The sequence below is a fragment of the Sphaerisporangium rhizosphaerae genome (assembly GCF_042665155.1).
Lineage (GTDB): Bacteria > Actinomycetota > Actinomycetes > Streptosporangiales > Streptosporangiaceae > Sphaerisporangium > Sphaerisporangium rhizosphaerae.
Genome location: NZ_JBHTCG010000044.1, coordinates 34,076 through 55,788, shown reverse-complemented (window position 1 = coordinate 55,788; position 21,713 = coordinate 34,076). Strand labels below are relative to the sequence as shown.

Here is a 21,713-nt window from a genome sequence, read left to right as displayed (position 1 = left end):
TCTCAGGCCGCCGCCCGCGTGCGTGGCCGACCGGCGCGCGGCCGTCCACACGGTCGTCCGCGGCGCGCCGGGTGCGCTCCGGGTCGTCACCGCCGCGGCGTCGGCCGCGGCGACCGAGGAGCCGCGGCCGGGGCCGCCCGGCGCGCCGGGCCGGAGGGGACGGCGCGGACCTGCGCCGATCGTGCCGCCGGACCGGGCAGAGAGCCTGCGGCGGGACGCCGCCAGGCTCTCTGCCGGGCACCGGCGGACCGAGCGGCCCCCGCCCCAGTGGCGGACCGCGGGCGGCCCCGCCCCGGGCCGGCCGGTGCCGCGACCGGCCCCTCCCGCTCCGAAGGCGTCCCCGTACGCCGCCCCGCTCCCGTTCCCGGGCGACCCGCCGTCCCCGCGGCGTGCGGCAGGCGACGGGGACGGGCCGGGCGCGCCGCCGGCCATCGACGTGGAACGGCTCACCGACGACGTGGTGCGCCGCATAGATCGGCGCATCGTCGCCCACAGGGAACGCCTCGGGCTCATCTGACCGGACTCACGAAGGGAGGTACGCCATGCCGCAGCAGGCGCTGACCATCACGCCGCTCGACGCCGCCGGGCGCGAACGCACCGACCGCAAGGTCACCGTGGCCTACAACCCCGAAGAGTTCACACTCGGCAAGGACAACAACTTCGCGGTGCAGGGCATCCCCGGGCTGGGCGCGCCGCTGGTGCAGTTCGTGAACGGCAACCAGCGCACGCTGGAGGTCGAGCTGCTGTTCGACACCTACGACACCGCGGAGATGCCGAAGCAGGATGTGCGCCGGCAGACAGGGCCGCTGGCCCGGTTCATGGAGTTGGACTCCGACCTGCACGCGCCGCCGATCCTGATCGTGGCCATGGCGGGGTTCCGGTTCCGCTGCGTGCTGACGCGGATCAGCCAGAAGTTCGTCCTGCTCATGCCGGACGGCACCCCGGTGCGTGCCAAGGTGGGCTGCACCTTCGCCGAATGCCTCGATCTGGAGCAGGAGGCCAAGGCGGCGAACCTGCAGACCGCCGACTTCACCAAGGCGCACGTGGTCCTCGCCGGGGAGACCATCAGCTCGATCGCCGCCGAGCTGTACGGCGACCCGCGCATGTGGCGGCCGATCGCGCTGGCCAACGGGCTGGCCGACCCGCGTCTCATCGCGCCGGGCGACACGCTGCTGGTCCCCGCCCTGCCTTACACCAACCCGGCGACGCTGGAGGTGGAGACGTGACCGGCCGCTATGCCCCCGCGTACGCTCTGACCGTCGACGGCGAGCCGCTGCCGCTCCCCCTGCGCGCGTGCGTGACCGGCGTCCGCTACGCCGACGCTCTGGAGGGCGCGAACCGGGTCGAGATCACCCTGGCCGACCAGCGGCCGGGCCTGCTGGACCACCCGCTGCTGCGCGTCGACGCCCGCCTGGAGCTCGCGCTGGGATACGCGCCGGACCCGCTGGAACCCATGTTCACCGGCGAGATCACCGGCGTTGACGCGTCTTTCCCCTCCGGCGGCGTGCCGACGATCACCGTGGTCGCCCACGACTTCATGCAGCGGCTCACCATCGGCGCGAAGGACCGCGCGTTCGCGCTGAGCCTGCCGTGCATCGGCCGGTTCCCGCTGCCCGACCCGGTCATCGCCGCGGCGGTCGGCGCGACGAACCTGCTGGTCCCGGTCGTCGACCCCGTCGGGGCGGCCCTGTCGTTCCTCGCTCTGCTCGCGACGTACGCGATCGACCCGGCCGACGCCAAGCGCTCGATCCGCATCCAGCAGGGGCAGAGCGACTTCGAGCTGCTGACCGGCGTGGCCAGGGACAACGGCTGGGACATGTACGTCGACCACACCGCCGAGCCGCGGGGGTACGTGCTCCGCTTCCAGTTCCCCGGCGGTCACGCGGCGCCCGCGGCCGTGCTCAAGTGGGGGGAATCCCTCATCGACTTCAACCCCCGGATCACCACCGTGGGGCAGGTGGCGTCGGTCGCGACCCGGATCTGGGTGTCGGCGATCAACGCGGAGTTCGTGATCGCCCTCGCGTGGGACTACGACCGGGGCGCGTTCGATCTGCAGGTCTACCCGGGGCTCGGCGACCTCGACGCGATCGGCGCGGGACTCGGCGACGGCGGCGGCGGCCGCGGAACGCTGATCGTGGAGGCCGACGGGCCCGCGACCGCGCCCCGGCGCGTTCTCGGCGAGCTGCTGCCCCGGCTGAACAACCGGCTGACCGCGAGCGGGACGACGGTCGGCGACCCTCGGCTGAGGGCGGGGCGGGTGATCGCCGTCGAGGGCCTCGGTCCGCGGTTCGGCGGTCTCTACCGGCTCACCTCGGTCACCCACACCATCGACGGCAGCGGCTACCGCTCCGCCTTCGAGGTGCGCAAAGAGGTGTGGTTCACCTCGCCCGTCCCCGGCCTGCGCGCGCAGGGCGTCCGGATCTTCTGAGAGAGGCGACCATGACGATACGGCTGTACGACTCGGGAGAACGCCGGTACCCGAGGTCCCCGAGCCGGCTGCTGTCCGGCGTCGTGGTCAACGACCTGGAGCTGGCCACGCACGGCAACATCCTGGTCCGGGTGCCGGCGCTGCATCTGGAGGTCTGGGCCCGGCTGGTGTCGGCCGGGGGCGGGCAGGGCACCGGCATCTTCTTCCAGCCGCGGGTCGGCGACGAGGTGCTGGTGGCGCTGAGCGGCGAGGACGCCTTCGTCATCGGCGGAATGCACAGCCCCTCGAAGTCGCCTCCCGTGAGCGACCCGCTGGAGGCGAAGACCAAGCGGGTCATCCAGACAGGGCTGGCCGGCGGCGTCCCCGGGCACCGCGTCGAGTTCGACGACGCCGAGCAGACCATCACGATCGAGAGCTCCACCAGACAGAAGATCACCGTCAGCCCGACCTCGATCGAGCTGGCCAACACCGCCGGGACCCTCGTCATCTCCATGTCGAACACCGATCAGACCATCTCCATCACCGGGGTGAACGTCGAGATCACGGCGCGCGCCCGGCTGAGCCTGTCCGGCCGGATGGTCGAGATCGCGGGAACCGGGCCCGTCACCATCTCCTCCGCGGCCCCGTGCACGGTCAAGGGCAAGCCCATCCAGCTCAATCCCCCTGTCTGAGGAGCCCGCCATGCCCGCAGCGGCCACGATCGGCGACCCCACCTCGCACGGCACCCCACTGGCGCCGAGCGCCCCGCCCGCCGGAAGTCCCGACGTGTTCATCGGGGGACGGCCCGCTTGGCGTGCCCTGAACGGCCCGCACGCCTGCCCGCTCACCACGCCCGCCGCGCACACCGGCGGCGTGGTCGTGGGCGGCAGTTCGACGGTCTACGTGAACGGCATGCCGGCCGTACGGCAGGGCGACAAGATCGTGGAGGCGGCCGGGCCGCCCAACGTCGTCATCGGCGGCCGGCCCGACGTCCAGATCGGGGGCTGACCGTGTCCTCCCCTGCTGACGGCCGCCCCTTCCTCGGGATCGGCTGGGCGTTCCCGCCGCGGGTGACCGCCGAGGGGCGGCTCGCCGAGGCGGCCTACGCCGAGGACGTCCGCCAGGCCGTGCTGATCGTGCTGGGCACCTCACCGGGCGAGCGGGTGATGCGGCCGGACTTCGGGGCCGGGCTGTCGGCGTTCGTCTTCGACGTGATCAACGCGGCCACGCTCGCACGGATCGAGAACCGCGTCCGCGACGCGCTGGTCACCTGGGAACCCCGGATCGACGTGGAGTCCGTACGGGTGGACGCCGCGGACCGGCGGGAGGGACGGCTGCTCGTGGAACTGGACTACCGGGTGCGCGCGACCAACACCCGGCACAACCTCGTCTACCCCTTCTACGTCCGGGAGGGCGCGTGACACCGGCAGAGCGGACGGCATCGGGCGGGCGCGGCGACTTCGTCGCGGAGTTGCTCGCCCGTGCCGCCGGGTTCGTACCGGAATGGCGGCCCGCACCGACCGGTCCCGACGCGGCCATCCTGGAGGTCGCCGCCCGCTACCTCGGCACGATCGCCCACCGGCTGGACCAGGCTCCCGACAAGGGCTTCGCGGCCTTCGCCGGCCTGCTCGGTCTGGCGCTCACCCCGCCGCGCCCGGCCAGGACCGTGGTGTGCTTCCAGCTTGCGGAGCGCTCCCCCGCCGTACGGCTGCCCGCCGGGACCAGGGTCGCGGCGCCCCCGCCGCCCGGCCGCGACGGCCAGATCTCGTTCGAGACCGAGCACACCGCCGGCGTCGGCGCGGCCAGGCTCACCGACGTCGTCGCCCTGTGGCCGGGACGCGACCAGTACGCCGTGCTCACCGGCGCCGCCCCGATGCGGCCCTTCGACCGAAGCGGGCTGGGCGACACCCCGCACGTGCTCTATCTCGCCCACGACCGGCTGCTCGCGCTGCGAGGAGACGCCGAGATCGTCGTGAGCCTTGAGCTGACCACACCCGGCAGTGACCCGCTCGGGGTCCGCTGGGAGTACTGGGATGGCACACTGTGGCGGGAGTTCGACGGCGACGACGGCACCGCCGGGCTGCGCCACAGCGGCAGCTACCTGCTGCGCGCGGGATGCGCGCGGACCAGGCCGGTGACGGTCGGCGGCACCGAGGCCCACTGGATCCGCGGCCGTCTCGACGAAACCCTGCCCCCGGATCCGGCCCGCGTCCTGCCCGAGGTGGACGCCGTGCGGCTCAGCACCACCGTCGACCGCGCCTACACCTCGATCTGGACCGTGGCCGCCGCCTCCGGCCCCGGTCCGGGCGTCGACGTCAACGTCCGCGACGCCACCGGCCTCGGCCTGGGCGGCGTCCAGGTCACCCTCGAGGAAGCGGGATCGACCCAGCCGACGGACGCGGAGGGCCTCGCCCGGTTCGCGGGGGCACGGCCAGGCGACACCGTCTCGGTCGCGCTCGGCGCGACCCGGCAGGCCGAACGCCTGACCGAGGGCACCGCGGGGCTCACCTTCACCCTCGCCATGCCCGCCGCCGACCAGGCCGTCGCCGAGGCGGCCCCGGTGGACCTGACGCGGCCGTTCCAACCGCTCGGCGGGCAGCCGCAGCCCGGCGCCGCCCTGTACCTGAGCGGCGAGGACGCCCTGGAGCGGCCCGGCGCGCGGCTGCGCGTGTACATCCAGCCCGCGGCGGTCGAGACCGTGACCGGCGGGGACATCCTGTCGCACACCGTGAGCTGGGAGTACTTCAACGGCCGGAACTGGGTGTCGATGCTCACCGCGGGCATGGACGAACCAGGCGCGTTCGACCGCCTCGGCGTGCTCGACCTCGTGGTGCCGGACGACCTCGAACCGGCCGAGGTCGGCGGCGTTCAGGGGCGCTGGCTGCGCGCGCGGCTGACCGCGGGCGCCTACGCGTCCCGGCACACCGTCAACGGCGTCACCTACCTGGTGCCCCGCCCGCCGATCCTGGCCGACATCCGGCTCGGCCACCTGTGGCAGGACGGCCCGGTGGCGGCCGAACGGGTGCTCGCCTGGAACGACTTCACCTACACCGACCGCACGGAAGAGGCGGCCTGGCCAGGCGGGGCGTTCCTTCCGTACTCGCCGGTCGGCGACCCCTCGCCGGCGCTGTACCTCGGGTTCGACGGCCCCTTTCCCGAGGATCGGCTCGGCATCCACCTGGAGGTCACCGAGGTCCCCGACGACCCGCGAGGCCCGGCGCTTATCTGGGAGTACTGGAACGCCGCCGGCTGGCGGCGGCTGCCGGCGGAGGACGAGACGGCCGGGCTGCGCCGGCCGGGGCTGGTGTCGCTGGCCGTCCCCGCCGACAGCGCGCCGCTCGCCCGCTTCGCCGGACCGCGCCACTGGCTGCGGGCCCGGCTCACGCAGGACGGCCCGCCCGGCGACCCCGAGATCCTCCAGATCCGCCCGTACGCGGCGTGGGCCGTCCAGCGGGAGACCATCACAGGTGAGCCGCTCGGAACGGCGGACGGCACGCCGGGCCAGGCCCTCGCCTTCCGCCGCATCCCCGTGTTGTCCGGCCCCGCCGTCGAGGTGCGCGAGCTGGCGGGCATGCGGGCGGAGGTTGAGTGGCGGCTGACGGCCGCCGCCGTGCTCGGCGCCGCCGCGCTGCCCGGCCTCGACGCCCGCCTCGGCGAGAGCCGCGGCGACGTCGCGCAGGGCCCGCTGCGGCTGGTGCGCGACCGTGACGGGCGCGTGCGCGAGGTGTGGGTGCGCTGGGATGAGCGAAGCGACCTGTACGGCTCGGGTCCCGGCGACCGCCACTACCTGCTGGAGCCCGTCCGCGGGCTGATGGTGTTCGGAGACGGGCGGCACGGCCGGATGCCGCCCCCCGGCGCGGCCGTGGTAGCCGCGCTGTACCGGACGGGGGGCGGGCGCGCGGGTAACGTCGCCGCCGGGGCCGTCACCCAGGTCCTCGGCACGGCGGCGGCGATCGAGCAGGTCACCAACCCCCGGCCTGCCACTGGGGGCACCGAGGCCGAGACCCTCCGCGCGCTGCTGGCCCGCGCGCCGGGGACGATCAGGGCGCACGGCCGGGCCGTCACCGGAGACGACTACGCGGTCCTCGCCGCCGCGGCCTCTCCCGCGGTCGCCCGGGCGTGGCCGGTCCCCGGGCCACCTGGGTCGGTGACCGTCGCGGTCGTCCCGTACGGCGAGCCGCTGCCTTCCCCGGGGCTGTGCGAGACCGTCCGCCGTCACCTCGCCGCCCACGCGCCCGCCTGGGTGCGGATCGCGGTGACCGGACCCGCGTACCTCTCCGTCGGCGTCACCGCCACGCTCGTCCCGGCCGACCCCGACCTGGCCGGTGAGGTCGAGGCGGCGGCCAGATGGGCGATCACCCGCTTCTTGGACCCGGTGAGCGGCGGCCCCGGGCGTCAGGGCCTCGCGCCCGGCGCGGACCTGCACCTGTCCGATGTGGCCGCCGCGCTCGCCGCCGTGCCCGGCCTCGAGCAGGTCACCGGTCTCGCCTTCCTGCCCTGGGGCGACGCCGTACCGGGGCGGCCCGGCCGGGTCCCGGCCGCCGGCGAGATCCGCCTAGAAGTGTCCGGAGGCTAGCCATGGTCCTCACTCCGCCCCGCCTGGACGACCGCCGCTGGGACGACCTGGTCGAGGAGGCACGCGCGCTGATCGTGCAGTACGCCCCCGGCTGGACCGACCACAACGCCTCCGATCCCGGCATCACCGTCATCGAATTGCTGGCCTGGCTGACCGAGATGGAGATCTTCCAACTCGACCAGGTGTCGGACCGGCACCGGCGGGCCTTCCTGCGGCTGGCCGGGGTGCCGACCGCGCCGCCACGGCCGGCCCGGGTGATCGTCCGCCTGGACTCCCCGGTGACCTTGCCCGCCACGACGGAGTTCGGCGACTCCATCAGGTTCCGCTCGCTGCGGCGGCTGACCGGCACGGGAGCGCGGATCACCCACGCCCCCGGCTGGCGGCTGCCGTTCGGCGACGACCCGCGGCCGGGCGCCGCCCTGACCCTGAGCGTCTCGGGCGCGGTGCCCGCCGGGACGACGTTGTCCCTGGCCGTCGCGACCGGCACGCCGCCGGGCCCCGAACCCGCCGAGCACCATTCGGCACGTACGGTCTGGGAGCACGCCACGGCGTCCGGCCTGTGGCGCCCGCTGCCGGCGGTGGACACGACCCGGGCGCTGACCCGGGACGGCACCGTGGAGCTGACCGCTCCGGCGGGCGGCCTGTCCCGAGTGCGATGCCGCCTCGCGAGCGGCCGTCATGACGCGGCGCCCGAGCTCACGGCCCTGGTCGCGGACGGCGTGTGGGCCGCGCAGTCGCCACCGCTCGGCACGCTGACCTGGGCCGTCCGCCCGGACGCGCGGATCGCCGGCTCGATCAGGCCAGGCCGCAGGACCTTCCTGCGCGTGGAGGTCGGTGACGACGGCGCGATCACCGCGCTCGTCGCCACCGGCGCCGGGGAAGGCCCGTCACTCTACGTGTACGGTTACACGCCCCCCGGACCTGGGTGGGGTGAGCTGTCGGTCGAGGCCGCCGCGCTGGGCGTCGCGGACGGCCGGCCCGAACTGCGGCTCACGGCGCCTTCCGCGCCCGTCGAGCGGCTGCGGCTGTGGACGCTGGAGGAAGGCGGCCGGTGGCGGCGCTGGTGGCTCCGTCCGGACCTGGCCGCCTCCGGGCCGGCCGACGCCCACGCGGTGCTGGACCGGGAGAGCGGCGCGCTGTCCTTCGGTGACGGCGCGAACGGGCTGGTCCCGCCGCAGGGCGCCCACGTCGTCGCGGTGGCCCGCACCACGGCCGGCGAGGCGGGCAACATCCCCGCGGGTGCCCTCACCGCCGTCGCCGACTCCCCCCACAACCGTGCCCTCCTCACGAGCGGCGGGCCCGTCCCGCCGTACGCGGTGAGCAATCCGGTGACGGCGGCCGGAGGGGCGCCAGGGGAGACGACGGCGCAAGGCGAGCGCCGGATGGCGGACCTGCTCGGCCAGACCACCCGGGCGGTCACCGCCGCCGACATCGAGGCACTGGCCCTGTCCACCCCCGGCACGCGGGTGGCCCGCGCCGTCGCGCTGCCGGGCGTCCATCCGCGCATGCCCTGCGTCGTGGCGGAGGGCGTCGTCACGGTCGTGGTCGTCCCCCACCTGCCGAAGGGCCGGCCGGAGCCGTCGGCGGAACTGCTGCGGACGATCGCCGCCCGGCTGTGCCGCCAACGGCTCGTCGGCACCGCGATCGAGGTCGCCGGTCCCGTCTACACGCGCGTCACCGTACGCGCGAAGGTCCGCGCCGAGGCGACCCACCAGGGCGCGGAGGTCTCCCTGCGGGCCGCCGAGGCACTACGGGCCTTCTTCGACCCGCTCACCGGAGGGCGTGACGGGCGCGGGTGGCCGCTCGGCCGCGACGTCTCCCGGGCCGAGGTGCTGGGAGTGGTCGCCGCCGTCCCCGGCGTGGCCTACGTGACCGGCCTGGAGGTGACCGCCGCCGGCTGCCGCGGCGCATGCGGCGACGTCCGCGTCGGACCGCTCGGCCTGGTCGAGCCGGCCGTACACGAGATCGAGGTGCTCCCATGACCGACCCCAGGTTCCGGCTGCGGTACGCGCGCGGGCAGCGGATACTCGCGCGGGACCTGCGCGACCAGGCCGCGTTCGACGCCCAGATGCGCTGGTGGCACAACCGCGCCGCGCACCACGCGGGCGGCGTGGCATCCGGCCTTGAGGTCAGGCTGGCGGGCGGGACGGCCGAGATCGAGCCGGGGGTGGCGTACGACAGGCGCGGACGGGAACTGGTGGTCGGCGCCGTCCGGACGGTTTCGCTTCCCGCCGGCCTCGGCCCTGCCTGTCTGGTCCTCTACCTGTGTGCGGGCCGCCCCGAACTGGCCTGGGAGGCCGGCGACGGGACGGCACACCACCACGACGGCGTGACGCTGGCGCGGCTCGGCGTGGACGAGCAGGGCGAGCCTCACCTGGTGGTCGCCGGCGCGAGGAGCAGGCGCACGCCGTACATGGCACTCGGCGGCACTCCGCCCGGCGCCACCGACTGGCGGCCGTGGAAACCCGCCGCCACGGGGTTCCTCGAACGCCCGCTCGGCGTGCAGGTGACCGTGGACACCACGGCGGCGGGATTCGGCGGCGTCCCGTGCTACTTCGCCTGGCCGGTGTGGCCGGATCCGGCCGCGCGGCCCCCGCACTGGCTGGCCTGGGCACTGCCGAACGTCGTCGAGCCGGGGCCCACCCGGTTCGTGTTCCGCCTGGCCATGCCCCAGATCTCCAGGGCCGAGCGGGCCGCGGATCTCGACACGACCGTGGTCCGCCTCGTCCAGGCGCAGGCCATGTGCGTCCGGTGGATCGGCATCGGCCCGGACACTCTCGGAGGTTCATGATGGATCCGTTGTTCGACACCCGCTACGTGGAACGGCTGCGGTTCTTCGACGGGCAGCCACTGGACGCCGAGGATCTGCAGAGCCTGGAGGAGTTCAACCGCGAGCTGCGCTGGCTGCACAACCGCAGCCTGCACCAGCCGGGAATCGGCAACGGCCTCGCGGCGCGTGGGGACAAGGGAGATCGGCAGGTGCTCGTCCAGGCCGGCTACGCGCTCAACGCGGCCGGGCAGGAACTCGTGCTGACCGGCACGCACCACCAGCCGGTGCCGTCGGTGGGCGGCGACGAGGACGGCGGGCCCGCCGTCTTCGACCTGGTGATCTCCTATCCGCCGGACGAGGACCTCGACGAGGCGGAGGTCAGAGACGGGATCTGCGCGCCACGCGGCGCCGTGCGGCTACGGGAACGGCCGCGCTTCGACTGGGTCAGATTGCGCCGCGACCCCGCGGGAGGGCTGCGGCCGGTCGACGACGCCGAGCGGCAGGCCGTCCAGGCGGGTGAGCTGATCGTCCTCGCCCGCGCGCAGGTGCGTGACTGCGCGCTCGCGGCGCCGCTGTCCGTCGTCCCGCGAAGGAGCGCCCGCCCACCGCAGCGTCCGCGCGTCGTGTGCGGAACCGTCGCGGCTGAATGGCGCTGGTCGCCCTCCCCGCCCGCCGCCGAAGCCTCGTTCGCGTGGATCGAGACCCGGATCGACACGCGTGCCGCCGGGTTCGCACGCACGCCGTGCTACCAGGCGCGGCTCGCGGGCCCCCGGCCGCTGCTCGCGACCTGGCAGGTCGCCTTCGAGACCACGGCCACCCTCGCCCTGATGGACGGCGTGGCGTACGTGCAGGAGCCGGCGGTGGCCGGTTTCCGGTGCCGTGTCCCGCTTCTCACGATCGGCGGCGGGTTCACCACCGACGCCCTGCAGCCGGTGCTGGACGCGGCGAAGGCGACGCTCGGCGTGACCTGGCTGGGAATCGAGGACTGAGCCGTGCGCGAGTACCGCTATCTCAACGTCGAGGGTCGCTGGCGCGGCATGCACCTGTCCGGGCTCGACCTCGGCGCGGACGGCTCGCTGCGCCTGGCGTCCCTCCCCCTCGCGCCGGAGGTGACGGTCATCCCGGGCGACGCCGCGAGGACGGCGCCCGCCGGGATCGTGGTCCTGCCGGATGGCGACGTCCTTTTCACCGATCCGGAGCGGAACCGGCTGCTGTGCGTGCGCGGACGCGAAGGCGCACCGTACCCGCTGGTCTACGGGACACCGCGCACCCCGCGCGGGCTCGCCTACCATCCTGCGCGCCGCGCCGTGCTCGTGGCGGACGCGGGCAGCGGTCGCATCGTGCTGCTGGACGCCCGTACCAGGCAGGTCTCGGAGGTCTGGGAACGGTTCGCCGCGCCGGTCTCCCTGGCGGCGGGCCCGGCGGGGGCGGTGGCGGTCGTGGACGACGGCCGCGTGCGGCTGCTGGACCAGTGGGGCCGTGAGGCCGGCCGCGTGGACGGCCCGGCGGCGACCGCGGTGGCCGCCGCGCCGGGCGGGCTTCTCGTGCTGCGCGCGAGCGGGCTGGTGCAGTCCGCTGACTGGACGGGAGCGATCACCTCCGAGTGGGACACCGGTCTCGCGCGGGCCACGGCCCTGTGCTTCACCGGGCACCGGGTCCTGGTCGGGGACGGCGAGCGCGGCCTGCTCGCCGTGTACGAGGACGATGGGCGCCTGGTGGGCACGGCTGCCGGGTTCCGCGGACCCGTCGCGGCGATCGCGGCCGACGACCGGCTCGGCATCCTGCTCAACACCGGTGCGGGCGAGCCGCCGGCGCGTCTCACCCCGGCCGGGGCGTGCCGCACCAGCGGCTCGCTGTGGGGCGGGCCGTACCGGGACCCGCTCGGCCGCCGCGACCGGCCCCGGCTGGTGCGCGCCCACGTGGCCGGGACCGGATACACGCTCCACGTGACGGGATCCCCGCCCGCCGGTCCACCGGGGACCGACCCGGCCTGGACGGCGCTTCCCCCGGACACCGGCCACACCCTCCTCACCGCGTCGTCCTTGCCGGGACCGGACCTGTGGGTGGGAGTCTCCTTCTCCTCCACCGGGACGGCCGGTCCCGTGCTGTCCCAGATACGCGTCGACTTCGGGCCGGAGGGCTATCTGCGCCACCTGCCCGCCGTCTACGGCGAGCCGGGAGCCGCCGGGGGGCCCGCGGACTTCATGGCGCGATGGCTGGCGGTGTTCGAGAGCACGTTCGGCGACCTGCACGAGGAGATCGAGGACCTGCCTGCGCTGTTCGATCCGTCGGCGAGCCCCGATCCGGGACGGCTCGCCGGGTGGCTCGGCCTCGAAGCGGGCGCTGGCCGGGAAGCGATCCGCGACGCGTTCGCGGCGCACGCCCGCCGGGGGACCCCCGGCGGGCTGCGCGCGGCCCTGGAGGCGGCGGGCGCGGACGCCGTCGTCGAGGAGTCCGCGCGGTCCTGCGGATGGTGGTCGCTTCCCGAGGGGCCGGAGGCAGGAGCCCTCGTCCAGCGCCTCGGGGTGGGAACGGTGCTCGGCGCGATCGAACCGCCCGTGCTCGGGAGGGGCGCGACGCTCGACGCGTCGGTGCTGGGGTCCGCGCCCTACCGGATGCCACCGACGGCGGAGACCGCCCACCGGTTCACCGTCCGGGTGCGGCGGGGTCCGGGCTTCCACGACGGCCTGCCCGGACGCGTGCGGGCCGTGGTGGAACGGGAGAAGCCGGCCCACACGGCGGCGCACGTGTGCGTGGTCGAGCCTCGGATGCGGGTGGGCGTCCAGGCCATCCTCGGGGTGGACACGGTCCTCGGCGGGCCGCGGGCGGCCACCGCGCTGGGCGACCTCGGTCCCGGAGGGCTCGTGCTCGGCGGCGAGCCGCCCCCGCGACTCGGCGGCACTTCGGTCGCCGGGCACGCGCAGATCTGATGCACCTGTTCACCGGACCGTCCCATAGAGCGGCTCCGGGCCGACACTCGGGAAATTCGCGAAGCTGAGGAGCGACGGCGATGGATCTGGAGATCCCCACCAGGAACAACTACTTCTACGGCCGTCTGCTCGGGGTCGACACGTTCAAGGCCGAGACGGGCTACTTCCTGCAGCAGAGCCGCCGGTACGCCCGGCTGGCCGCCGGGCACGGCGTGGTGTGCGGGCTCGATGTCACCCTCACCAAGGACGGCGGAGGCCTGCGGATCAGTCCGGGGCTGGCCGTGGACGGATGGGGGAGGCAGGTCGTGGTGCCCGAGCGGTCGCCGCGGATCGAGGTCCCGCAGGACACCATGGCCGCCGTCGTGGACCGGGCGGCCGGCTGCGCCGACGACGCGAGGATTCGCGTCGTCCTGCGCTACCACGAGTGCCTGGGCGACCCCGTCCCGGTGTACGCCGGCAACTGTGACGACCCCGATCCGTGCCTGCCCGGCACGGTCAGGGAGGGGTACCGGATCGAGTTCCGCGAGGAGGCGCCGCGACCGCCGGCGTCACGGCCGCCGCACGACCTGGTCAGGCACGGCCGCGTCGACCATGCGGCGCTGGCCCGCTGGGTCACCAGGGACTGCCGGGCGCGGCCGCACGACCCGTGCGTGCCGCTGGCCGATGTCCAGGTCACCGACGATCTGCGCTGCGCCCCGGATGGCGTGGACATCACGGTGCGCCCGATCGCACCCACCAATCGGGTGCTGCTGGCCCTGCTCACCGCGCTCGTCGACGATCTCGCCGACTGACCTGACGGCACATGACGAAAGACCACTACATATCCGGCAACGCGCAGAGAAGGTGCTGTGGTGAACCACGTCGACCGCGACCCGCTCGGTGAGCTCATGGAACGGCCCCGTTATTTTCCCCGGCAGCTCGTCACCCACGCGGAGCTCAACCAGGGGGACGGCTACCTGCTGGAGCGGATGCGCCGCCACAACCGCATGCTGCACGGCTGGGGTGTCGTGTGCGGCGCGCTGGTGTGCCGCACGGGCGAGCCGTGGCACATCCGGATCACACCCGGGTACCTCCTCTCCCCTTACGGCGACGAGGTGTCGATCCCGTCCGAGCGGGTCGTCGACGTGCGATCCGACGGGGTGAGCGTGGATCCCGGCGACGCCTTCGGCGGGACGCCCGACCCGTGGTGCGACGACCCTCCGGAGGAGCCGAGGACCGGACGCATGTGGGTGGCCGTCCGGTACGAAGAGCTCGCCGTGCGGCCGGTGCGGGTGCACCCCGCCGGATGCGGCTGCGACTCCCCGTGCGAGTACTCCCGCTGGCGGGACGGTTACGCGATCGGCCTGCTCACCACCTGCCCCGCCTCGCACCAAGGCGAGCCTCCGCCGTTCCCGCCCTCCGCGCCCGCGGTCGGCCCGTGCCCGTCGCCGCCCGCCGATCCGTGGGTCGTGCTCGCCTCGATCGAGGTCGCGGAGGACGGCACGATCACCGAGATCGACAACCGTTCCTGCCGGCGCCTGGTCCTCTCGCTCGCCGACGCCTGGCTGCGCTGCCCGCCCTCCCCCATGACGATCAAGACGGTGTCCGTGACGCCCTCCGGCCCGCAGGCGCCGGGCACCGCGGGTGTGACGGTCACCGCCACGGCGGGCGGCCTGGCCGGCGGCGTCCGTGCCGACCTCGGCCTCGGCGTCCGGGTCGACGCGACGGAACTGAAGGCGGACGGCACGACGCTGATGTTGACCGTCCACGTGCTGAACAGCGCCGCGCCGGGCCCGCGGGCCCTGGTCCTGACCAACCCCGACCACTCCACCTCGACCTACCCCGACGCGCTGACCGTGTCGTGACCCCGTGACCTCCCACGATCGCAAGGCCGAGCCGGGGCGGCGGAGGAAGCCCTCCAAGGCGGGGTCGGAGCCCTCCTCGGCCCGCGAGGAGAAGCGCCGGTTGAAAGCCATCGCCGAGCGGACACGCCGCCGCGGGCGCGACATCCTGGACGTCTTCACGGCGGTGGAGCACCGGCAGGACCGGCTGGACATGAAGGCCGAGTTCGGCGAGGAACACGCCGGCGGGCACGAGGTGGTGTCGCGATACTGGCCGGGCAACCGGAGAGAACCGGACCAGGCGGCGGCGGGACGCTTCGTCCACTCGTACGCGCGCGAGATCATCCTGGGCACGCTGAACTGGGCGCCGCCCGGCTCCAAGGAGCGCGCCGACCTCGCCCGGACCTTCGCCCTCACCTGGCCTGCGGACGTGGTGCCCAACGAGGGCCCCGGCCGTATGGTCATCACCCTGCCCGACGGCACCAGGAGGATCCCCGACGGCGTGGCCACGGAAAAGGGGATCATGGTGGAACTCAAGCCGAAGGGGAGCGAGAGAACCGGCCGCAGGCAGGCCCGCCTGTACGCCGCCTACGCCGACCTCCACTACCCGCTCGGGGAGGGCCGGAAGTGGAAATGGATGGTGGTCACCTACGACAACCGGGCCGCCGTCGAGAAGCTGGTCGCCATGGGGTACCTCCCGCCGGCGAAACGGTCCTGGCGCGGACAGCGGGCGGCCGGGCTGAAGGCGTACGGGGAGACGGGCTTCCGCGCGGTCCAGAGTGAACCCGCCGCCCCCGAGAAGCGGGCGGCCGCCGAAAAGCCTCCGCTGGCGCAGGAGCCTCCGGCCACGCAGAAACCTCCGGCCACGCGGGAGCCTGCGGCCACGGGGAAGCCTCCGGCGGCCGAGAAGCCGGTCGCCCCGTCTCCGACGGTCACGGTGGAGCATCCCGCCTCGCGACCCGCCGAGTACGCGCGTCAGCGTGGGCTCGACGGGATCGCGGAAAGCGCCCGGGGACCGGTCGGCGCCGTGGAAGGGGTCGGCAGGGCGTGGCAGTCCCGCAACATCGGCGTCATGCAGAACGAGGAACTGGCCAAGGCCGCCCGGTCCGTGGCGCGGCTCCAGCCCGAGATCGACAGAAGGCGCGCCGAAGGCGACTGGGTCGTGGTCGTCGCGGTGTTCGACGAGCCGTCGATCTTCGATTTCTTCGCCAGACTGATCGACTGGCGGGAGGAGCGGGACGTGAAGCGGTTCGTCACGTCCTATCTCCGGTACGGCCCGACCAAAGAGGACGCCTACGCGAACCGGGGCGCCCCCGCGCACGCCGCCATCTCGGCGGACGAGCCCTCCGCACGGTACAAGCCCCCCACCCCCCTCCCCGAGAAACGGCCCGGCCGGAGGTGGGTCGAGGCCGAATGGGACGTGCTTCCGCCGCACCCGGTCGTGCGGCCCTTCCAGCCGACCGTGCGGGACGTCACAGGCAGATGGCGCACCGTCGTCGACGGCCAGGAGGCGGTGCTGGACCTCGACGCCGGATCCGGCCAGGTCCGGGCGGACCTGCGATGGCCCGGCCGCCACGTCCAGGTCGAGCGGGCCGCCTGGGAACCGGAGACCCGCACGCTGCGGATGGTCGTCAGCGACGGCGGCCGCACGTGGATCCGCTCATGCACCTTCCGGTTCATCGGTCCCGATCTGCTGGCCGGGTCCTTCACCGCACACGGCCCCGCGGCCCCGGACCGTGGGACCGGCGTGTCCGGAATCACCGGCTGGTGGCGGCAGGGCACTCCCCTGGCGGGCACTGGGGGCCTCACCGGCCCGAACGGGCCACGGCCGTGAGGAGGAGACATGCGGTTCGTCGTCGACATCTACTACCACGACGGTGACGTGTCCGGCCTGCTGACGCCCGAGGGCGGCGCGACGCAGGCGTTCGACGGCTGGCTCGACCTGCTCCGGTTGCTCGAGGAGCCGTGAACCTATTGACCGGCGGGGCCGCGGACGGCAGCGTGTTAGAGGCTGCGGACGTCCTCCCCACCAGGTGAGCCGACCATGTCATCAGGCCTTGACCCCGCCTTCGTCGGCCGGCGACGCGAACTCGCGACGCTCGGCGAACTTCTGCACCAGGCCGACGGCGGCACACCTCGCCTGCATCTCATCCAGGGCCCGGCCGGCATCGGCAAGACGGCACTCGTACGGCGGTTCCTCCACGACGCGAAACGGCCGCATGTGCTGTACGCGAGCGGTGACGAGGCGGAGACCGCCCTGCCGTACGGTCTGCTGAGCCGGCTCGTCGTGCTGCCCGACCACTTCGCCGATCCGTTCGCCGCGGGCGCGTCGCTCCTCGCCGCCCTCGGCCAGGCACAGGACGGGACGCCGGTGGTGGCGGTCGTCGACGACGCGCAGTGGGGCGACCCGCCGTCCCTCCAGGCGATCGCGTTCGCGCTGCGGCGGCTGCGCCACGACCGGGTGCTCGCGATCGTGGTGACCCGTGACCTGGACGATCTCCCGGAAGGACTGCTGCGCGCGCTGGACGGGCCGCAGGCCGGCCGTACGGCACTGACCGGGCTCGATTCAGGGGAACTGGCGCGGTTCAGCGCCCAGCTCGGCGGGCCCCGGCTCGGCCGCAGGGCCGCACAGCGGCTGCACGCCCACACCAGCGGCAACCCGCTGCACGTGCGCACCCTCCTGGAAGAGGTTCCGGAGCGGGCGCTGACCGACGCGGAAGGGCCGCTGCCCGCGCCGCGGTCCTACGCTCTGCTGGTGCTGAGGCGCCTGGCCAAGTGCGGCCCGCAGGCGCAGTCGCTCGTGCAGGCCGCAGCGGTACTCGGCACCTCGTGCCCTCTCCACCTCGCCGCCGACCTCGCGGAGCTGAGGGCTCCTCTCCCCCTGCTCGAACAGGCGTGCACCGCCGGCCTGCTCGCCCATCGGCCCGGCCCCGACGGCCTCGCCGTCGAGTTCGCCCATCCCTTGGTGCACGCGTCGATCTACCAGAGCCTCCTGCTCGACCACCGTCGCCGCTTGCACCTGGCCGCGGCCGGGCTGGTACGCGACGAGAACCTTAGGCTCGCGCACCGGGTGCGGGCCGCCGACCGTCCCGACGCCGATCTGGCGCGCGATCTCGCCCACCATGGGCGCGGCCAGGCCGCTCGCGGGCTTTGGTCCAGCGCCGCCACCCACCTGGTCAACGCCGCCCGATCCAGTGAACACCCGGGCGACCAAGCCCTGCTCGCGACCGAGGCGGTGACGCCACTGCTGATGGCCGGCCGGATCGAGGAGGCGCAGGACCTCGCGGCCTCGATCCCGGCCGCCGCCCCCGCAGGGCTTCGCTCCTACGCTCTGGGCCATGTGGCCTCCGTCGAGGGGGACACGATCGGGGCGCTCGCGCTGCTGGACCAGGCGTGGAAGGAGATCGATCCAGACTGTGAACCGCAGTTGTCCGCGCGTACGGCGCAGCAACTGGCCATGCTGGCGCTGATGACGGCACGCGGAGCGGACGCGGCGCGCTGGGCGGACCGGGCGCTCGCGCTGCTCCCCCACGACACCGACCCCGACCTCACCGTCTCCATCGCGATCACCGGGTTGTGCTTCTCCGGCGGCATCGAGGAGGCGCTGGCCCGCACCGCCGCGCTGCCCGACTCGTCGGTGGCCTCCGCCGGCGAGCTCAGCGCGCTCCTCGGACGGGGCTTGGCGCGCACCGTGTCCGACGACCTCGACGGCGCGGTCGCCGACCTGTCCCGGGTGGCGGCCGCCCGTGAGCGATCGCTGCCGTTCCGGCTGCTCGCGACCGCGCTGCTCGGGCAGGCCGAATACCGGGCAGGCCTGTGGGACGACGCGCTCGTCCACACCGAGGCCGCCGCCTCGATCGCGGACGACGCGGGGCAGGGCTGGCTGGCTCCGATCTGTCATGCCCTGGCCGCCCTGGTTCCGGCCGCCCGTGGTGACTGGGAGCGGGCGGAGAACCACGTGCGGATCGCGCGGGAGCGGCTCGGCCGTGCGTCGGGGATCGCCTCGCTGGCGCACACGGCCGCCGCGGGCGCCGCCCTGGCGGGCGCGCGCGGCGATCCCGCCGGCGTCATCGCCGCCTGCGCGCCGCTCCTTGACCTGGACGTCCACGACATCGTGCACGAGCCGGGCGTCGTCCTCTGGCATGACCTGCTGGTCGACGCCCTGATCGCCGTCGGCGAGCACGACCGGGCCCAGACGATCACCACCGCCACGCTCCGGCTCGCCTCGCAGCGGCGGCGGCATTCGGTTCTGGCGGCCATGGAACGCTGCCGCGGCGCCCTGCTGGCCGCCCGCCACGACCTCGGCCCGGCGGGCCAGGCCTACCAATCCGGTCTGCGACACGCCGAGGCGTCCGGGAACCCCTACCTGCTGGCCCGGACACGCCTGGACTTCGGCGCCTTCCTGCGCAGGGCCGGGCACCGTAGGTCGGCCTCACACCAGCTCACCTCGGCCCACACGGCGCTCACCGGCATGTGCGCCGCACCGCTGCTGGAACGTTGCAATCAGGAACTGGCCGCCTGCGGGCGCGCGCGTCCCAGCGGCGCCCCCGCCGAACGCTACGGGTTCACGACGCAGGAACAAGCGGTGATCCGGCTCGCCGTGCGCGGACTGACCAACGGGCAGATCGCCCGCGAACTCGTCCTCAGCGTCAAGACCATCGAATTTCACCTCACCAACGTGTACGCCAAGGTGGGGGTCACTTCCCGCGTCGCGCTGACGGCCAAGCTCGCCGAAACCCGGGCCACCTGACCCCCAGGACCCGGACCGTACCGTCGCCGCCGTACTGCAAACCGGATCCTTCGCTCGCGGCATGCGACCTCGTGTCGCACCTTGTCAGAGGGGGCGGCGCAGCCCGTCCAGCACGAGGGTGATGACATCGTCGGCCTCGGCCCGCCAACGGGGGCGGTCATGGGCCGCACCGATGCCGTGCAGCGCCATCATCACGGCACCGGCGTCCACGTCGTCGCGAACGGCGCCGTCCCGCACGGCGGCGGCCACCATGTCGGTGACGGCCTGCTCCAGCGCCCGGCTGCCCTCGGCGAGGGCACCCGAGCGATCGGCCATGAGCGTGGCCAGCGTCCGGGCCAGGCCCTCGTGGGCATCTATGTGGTCGACCATGCCGCGCAGGAAGGTCGCCAAAGCCTCCGCCGCGGGCAGCGTGGCCTGTAGCCGGCGGGCGCGGTCGCACAGCGCGGCGACTTCCCCGTGGTAGACCGCCTCGGCCAGTGCCTCCCGGGTGGGGAAGTGGCGGTACAGCGTGCCGGTGCCCACCCCGGCCAGGCGGGCGAAGTCATCGAAGCGCAGGTCGAAGAAGTCGCCGGCGTCGAAGACCTCTCGTGCCTTGGCGACCAGGGCATCGCGGTTGCGTTGGGCGTCGGCCCGCAGCGGCTTGTCGGCGGTCATGCGCTACCTCGCGTTGACAAATGGAGATGACCTCCATATTTTTGGAAAGTGGAGATGACCTCCAATTCGATCGTACCCCACGAGGTGCAGTGTGAAGATCCTGATGTTCGGCCGAGGCGTGATCGCCACTGTCTACGGCTGGGCCCTGCAACAGGCGGGACATGACGTCGAGTTCTACGTCCGGCCGGGCCGCGCGGCGACGTACGGGGACGCAGTGGACCTCGACCTGATCGATATGCGGCGCCGGGTGTGGTGGCAGCGCGTCGTCGAGACGTGGCCGGTGCGCTACCGCGAGGCGCTGGAGCCGGACCACGACTTCGACCTGATCGTGCTCAGCGTGCCGCACCACCGCCTCGCGGAGGCGACGGCCTTCCTGTCCCCGCGCGTCGGACAGGCCACGGTGCTGGTCTTCGGCAACATCTGGACCGAGCCGCGGGCCGCGATCGGCGCACTCCCTGTCGACCAGATCGCCTGGGGCTTTCCCCAAGCCGGTGGCGGTTTCGGCGCGGACGGCGTGCTCCGTGGGGCGCTGCTGCCGTCGGTCATCTTCGGCACCCTCGGCCAGCCCCCGACCGACCGGGAACAGGCCGTGCGCCAGGCGTTCCGCGAGGCCGGGCTCCGGCTCAAGGAGCGGCCCGACTTCCGCGGCTGGCTGTGGGTCCATTTCGCGGCGAATGCCGGTCTGCACTCGCAGGGCCTGCGACTCGGTTCCCTGTCCAAGCTGGCCGGGGCAACGGGCGACCTACGCCAGGCGCTGCTGGCGGTCCGCGAGCTTCTGCCGCTCCTCGAGGCGCGTGGCCTTGACCTGCGGCGTCACCGGGGCGGTGTGCTGCTGTTCCGGGCGCCCACCTGGCTGACGGCCCCCGCGCTCGCCTGGCTGACTGCTCATGTCGCGCCCGTGCGCGTCAATTTCGCGGCGCACTCCGACCCCGACGCCGAGGAGCCGCGTGAGGTCTGCCGGGACACCCTGACCGAAGCACGACGGTTGGGCATCTCGGCACCGCGACTGGAAGCGGCGGAACCGAACTTCGCCCGTGAGGGGACGGGTCGAATCTGAATTCACCGATGTCGCCGCGTCTCAGAGGAATCTCCGCGGTGACCCTCTCCTACCTCACGACACGCCGTCCACCAGGGCTTGTCGTACACCACCTCCGTGGACGCACCCGCCGCCGGCCCGGCTCGGGGCCCGCCACCCCGTGGTCGGAATTTTGCGTACCGAAATCGTGAACCGTTGGGTGGGTTCGATTCGATGACGGGATGTGAGCGCCGTACCTGAGCAGAGCGACGCGGAGTTGCTGGCCGCGACCACGACCGGCGACCGCGCCGCGTTCGAGGCGCTGTACCTACGCTACGGGCCGTGGTTGGCGGTCCGGCTGCGGTACCGGTGCCCGGACGCCGCCCTGGTGGACGACGCGGTGCAGGAGACGTTCCTGGCGGTATGGCGCGGTTCTGCCCGGTACCGGGAGGGCGGTGACGTCGCCGGCTGGCTGTGGCAGATCGGCTTCCGACGGCTGGTCGACGCGATCCGCGGGCAGCGCGCCCGGGACAGGCTGCTGCGGCTGCTGGCCGGTCGCCGCTGGCGTACCGCGCCCTCGGCGGAGGAGGAACTGCTGCTGGGCGTGGAGCATGGCGACCTAGCTGGGGCGCTGACCCGCCTGTCCCCGGAGCTGCGCGCGGTTGTACAGGCCACGGTGTTGGACGGGCTGAGCACGCGCGAGACGGCGGCCCTGCTGGGTATCCCGGTGGGCACTGTCAAGACCCGGGCGATGCGGGCGCGGCGGCAACTGCGCGAGGACCTGACATGAC

18 protein-coding genes and 1 pseudogene are annotated in these 21,713 nt (G+C 74.0%); 18 read left to right on the top strand and 1 reads right to left on the bottom strand.

Features of this window, described 5'->3' with window-relative positions:
• From ACFQSB_RS36830 to ACFQSB_RS36755, 16 genes and pseudogenes are all read left to right on the top strand, one after another.
• A pseudogene (locus tag ACFQSB_RS36830) lies at positions 1-517 on the top strand (hypothetical protein); the annotation flags it as partial.
• A 25-nt stretch (positions 518-542) separates the two neighbouring features.
• Positions 543-1,226, top strand: a complete 684-nt coding sequence (locus ACFQSB_RS36825; protein WP_380831716.1) for a CIS tube protein — start codon at positions 543-545, stop codon at positions 1,224-1,226.
• Positions 1,223-2,428: a phage late control D family protein gene (locus tag ACFQSB_RS36820; RefSeq protein WP_380831714.1), complete on the top strand. Its 1,206-nt coding sequence runs from the start codon at positions 1,223-1,225 to the stop codon at positions 2,426-2,428. Before ACFQSB_RS36825 ends, ACFQSB_RS36820 begins: the two co-directional genes overlap by 4 nt.
• Positions 2,429-2,439: 11 nt before the next feature.
• A complete protein-coding gene (locus tag ACFQSB_RS36815; RefSeq protein ID WP_380831712.1) occupies positions 2,440-3,099 on the top strand; it encodes a phage baseplate assembly protein V in 660 nt (219 codons plus the stop codon).
• Positions 3,100-3,109: 10 nt separating this feature from the next.
• Positions 3,110-3,415, top strand: a complete 306-nt coding sequence (locus ACFQSB_RS36810; protein ID WP_380831710.1) for a PAAR domain-containing protein — start codon at positions 3,110-3,112, stop codon at positions 3,413-3,415.
• A 2-nt stretch (positions 3,416-3,417) separates the two neighbouring features.
• On the top strand, positions 3,418-3,828 hold the full coding sequence (locus ACFQSB_RS36805; protein ID WP_380831708.1) for a GPW/gp25 family protein: 411 nt from the start codon (positions 3,418-3,420) through the stop codon (positions 3,826-3,828).
• Positions 3,825-6,983, top strand: a complete 3,159-nt coding sequence (locus tag ACFQSB_RS36800; protein WP_380831706.1) for a putative baseplate assembly protein — start codon at positions 3,825-3,827, stop codon at positions 6,981-6,983. Before ACFQSB_RS36805 ends, ACFQSB_RS36800 begins: the two co-directional genes overlap by 4 nt.
• A 2-nt stretch (positions 6,984-6,985) precedes the next feature.
• Positions 6,986-8,965, top strand: coding sequence for a putative baseplate assembly protein (locus tag ACFQSB_RS36795; RefSeq protein WP_380831704.1), 1,980 nt, complete (start codon positions 6,986-6,988; stop codon positions 8,963-8,965).
• On the top strand, positions 8,962-9,774 hold the full coding sequence (locus tag ACFQSB_RS36790) for a hypothetical protein (RefSeq protein WP_380831702.1): 813 nt from the start codon (positions 8,962-8,964) through the stop codon (positions 9,772-9,774). Before ACFQSB_RS36795 ends, ACFQSB_RS36790 begins: the two co-directional genes overlap by 4 nt.
• On the top strand, positions 9,771-10,742 hold the full coding sequence (locus ACFQSB_RS36785) for a hypothetical protein (protein ID WP_380831701.1): 972 nt from the start codon (positions 9,771-9,773) through the stop codon (positions 10,740-10,742). Before ACFQSB_RS36790 ends, ACFQSB_RS36785 begins: the two co-directional genes overlap by 4 nt.
• A 3-nt stretch (positions 10,743-10,745) precedes the next feature.
• Entirely contained in the window at positions 10,746-12,683 is a 1,938-nt protein-coding gene (locus tag ACFQSB_RS36780) for a phage tail protein (protein WP_380831700.1), read from the top strand.
• Between the two features lie 80 nt (positions 12,684-12,763).
• Positions 12,764-13,474 (top strand): hypothetical protein, encoded by a 711-nt coding sequence (locus ACFQSB_RS36775; protein WP_380831698.1) that lies wholly within the window; start codon positions 12,764-12,766, stop codon positions 13,472-13,474.
• 60 nt (positions 13,475-13,534) lie between these two features.
• A complete protein-coding gene (locus tag ACFQSB_RS36770) occupies positions 13,535-14,527 on the top strand; it encodes a hypothetical protein (RefSeq protein WP_380831696.1) in 993 nt (330 codons plus the stop codon).
• A 4-nt stretch (positions 14,528-14,531) separates the two neighbouring features.
• On the top strand, positions 14,532-16,337 hold the full coding sequence (locus tag ACFQSB_RS36765) for a hypothetical protein (protein WP_380831694.1): 1,806 nt from the start codon (positions 14,532-14,534) through the stop codon (positions 16,335-16,337).
• Between the two features lie 9 nt (positions 16,338-16,346).
• The gene (locus ACFQSB_RS36760; protein ID WP_380831692.1) at positions 16,347-16,472 is read left to right on the top strand and encodes a hypothetical protein; all 126 of its coding nucleotides are present in this window, start codon (positions 16,347-16,349) and stop codon (positions 16,470-16,472) included.
• 75 nt (positions 16,473-16,547) lie between these two features.
• A complete protein-coding gene (locus ACFQSB_RS36755; RefSeq protein WP_380831690.1) occupies positions 16,548-19,253 on the top strand; it encodes an ATP-binding protein in 2,706 nt (901 codons plus the stop codon).
• 84 nt (positions 19,254-19,337) lie between these two features.
• Here ACFQSB_RS36755 and ACFQSB_RS36750 read toward each other — a convergent pair whose 3' ends face one another.
• Positions 19,338-19,907: a TetR/AcrR family transcriptional regulator gene (locus ACFQSB_RS36750; protein ID WP_380831688.1), complete on the bottom strand. Its 570-nt coding sequence runs from the start codon at positions 19,905-19,907 to the stop codon at positions 19,338-19,340.
• A 91-nt stretch (positions 19,908-19,998) separates the two neighbouring features.
• Here ACFQSB_RS36750 and ACFQSB_RS36745 point away from each other — a divergent pair, with 91 nt between their 5' ends.
• Positions 19,999-20,964 carry a ketopantoate reductase family protein gene (locus tag ACFQSB_RS36745; RefSeq protein ID WP_380831686.1) on the top strand — a complete coding sequence of 322 codons (966 nt, stop codon included), beginning with the start codon at positions 19,999-20,001 and terminating at the stop codon, positions 20,962-20,964.
• A 202-nt stretch (positions 20,965-21,166) separates the two neighbouring features.
• Complete coding sequence (locus ACFQSB_RS36740; protein ID WP_380831685.1) at positions 21,167-21,712, top strand: RNA polymerase sigma factor; 546 nt, start codon at positions 21,167-21,169, stop codon at positions 21,710-21,712.
• Position 21,713 lies beyond the last annotated feature (1 nt).

What these genes read in the sequence shown, in the direction of transcription:
- ACFQSB_RS36825 (WP_380831716.1), top strand. Translation starts at nt 543, where the DNA reads ATGCCGCAGCAGGCGCTGACCATCACGCCGCTCGACGCCGCCGGGCGC.
- ACFQSB_RS36815 (WP_380831712.1), top strand. Translation starts at nt 2,440, where the DNA reads ATGACGATACGGCTGTACGACTCGGGAGAACGCCGGTACCCGAGGTCC.
- ACFQSB_RS36810 (WP_380831710.1), top strand. Translation starts at nt 3,110, where the DNA reads ATGCCCGCAGCGGCCACGATCGGCGACCCCACCTCGCACGGCACCCCA.
- ACFQSB_RS36795 (WP_380831704.1), top strand. Translation starts at nt 6,986, where the DNA reads ATGGTCCTCACTCCGCCCCGCCTGGACGACCGCCGCTGGGACGACCTG.
- ACFQSB_RS36790 (WP_380831702.1), top strand. Translation starts at nt 8,962, where the DNA reads ATGACCGACCCCAGGTTCCGGCTGCGGTACGCGCGCGGGCAGCGGATA.
- ACFQSB_RS36785 (WP_380831701.1), top strand. Translation starts at nt 9,771, where the DNA reads ATGATGGATCCGTTGTTCGACACCCGCTACGTGGAACGGCTGCGGTTC.
- ACFQSB_RS36775 (WP_380831698.1), top strand. Translation starts at nt 12,764, where the DNA reads ATGGATCTGGAGATCCCCACCAGGAACAACTACTTCTACGGCCGTCTG.
- ACFQSB_RS36760 (WP_380831692.1), top strand. Translation starts at nt 16,347, where the DNA reads ATGCGGTTCGTCGTCGACATCTACTACCACGACGGTGACGTGTCCGGC.
- ACFQSB_RS36755 (WP_380831690.1), top strand. Translation starts at nt 16,548, where the DNA reads ATGTCATCAGGCCTTGACCCCGCCTTCGTCGGCCGGCGACGCGAACTC.
- ACFQSB_RS36750 (WP_380831688.1), bottom strand. Translation starts at nt 19,907, where the DNA reads ATGACCGCCGACAAGCCGCTGCGGGCCGACGCCCAACGCAACCGCGAT.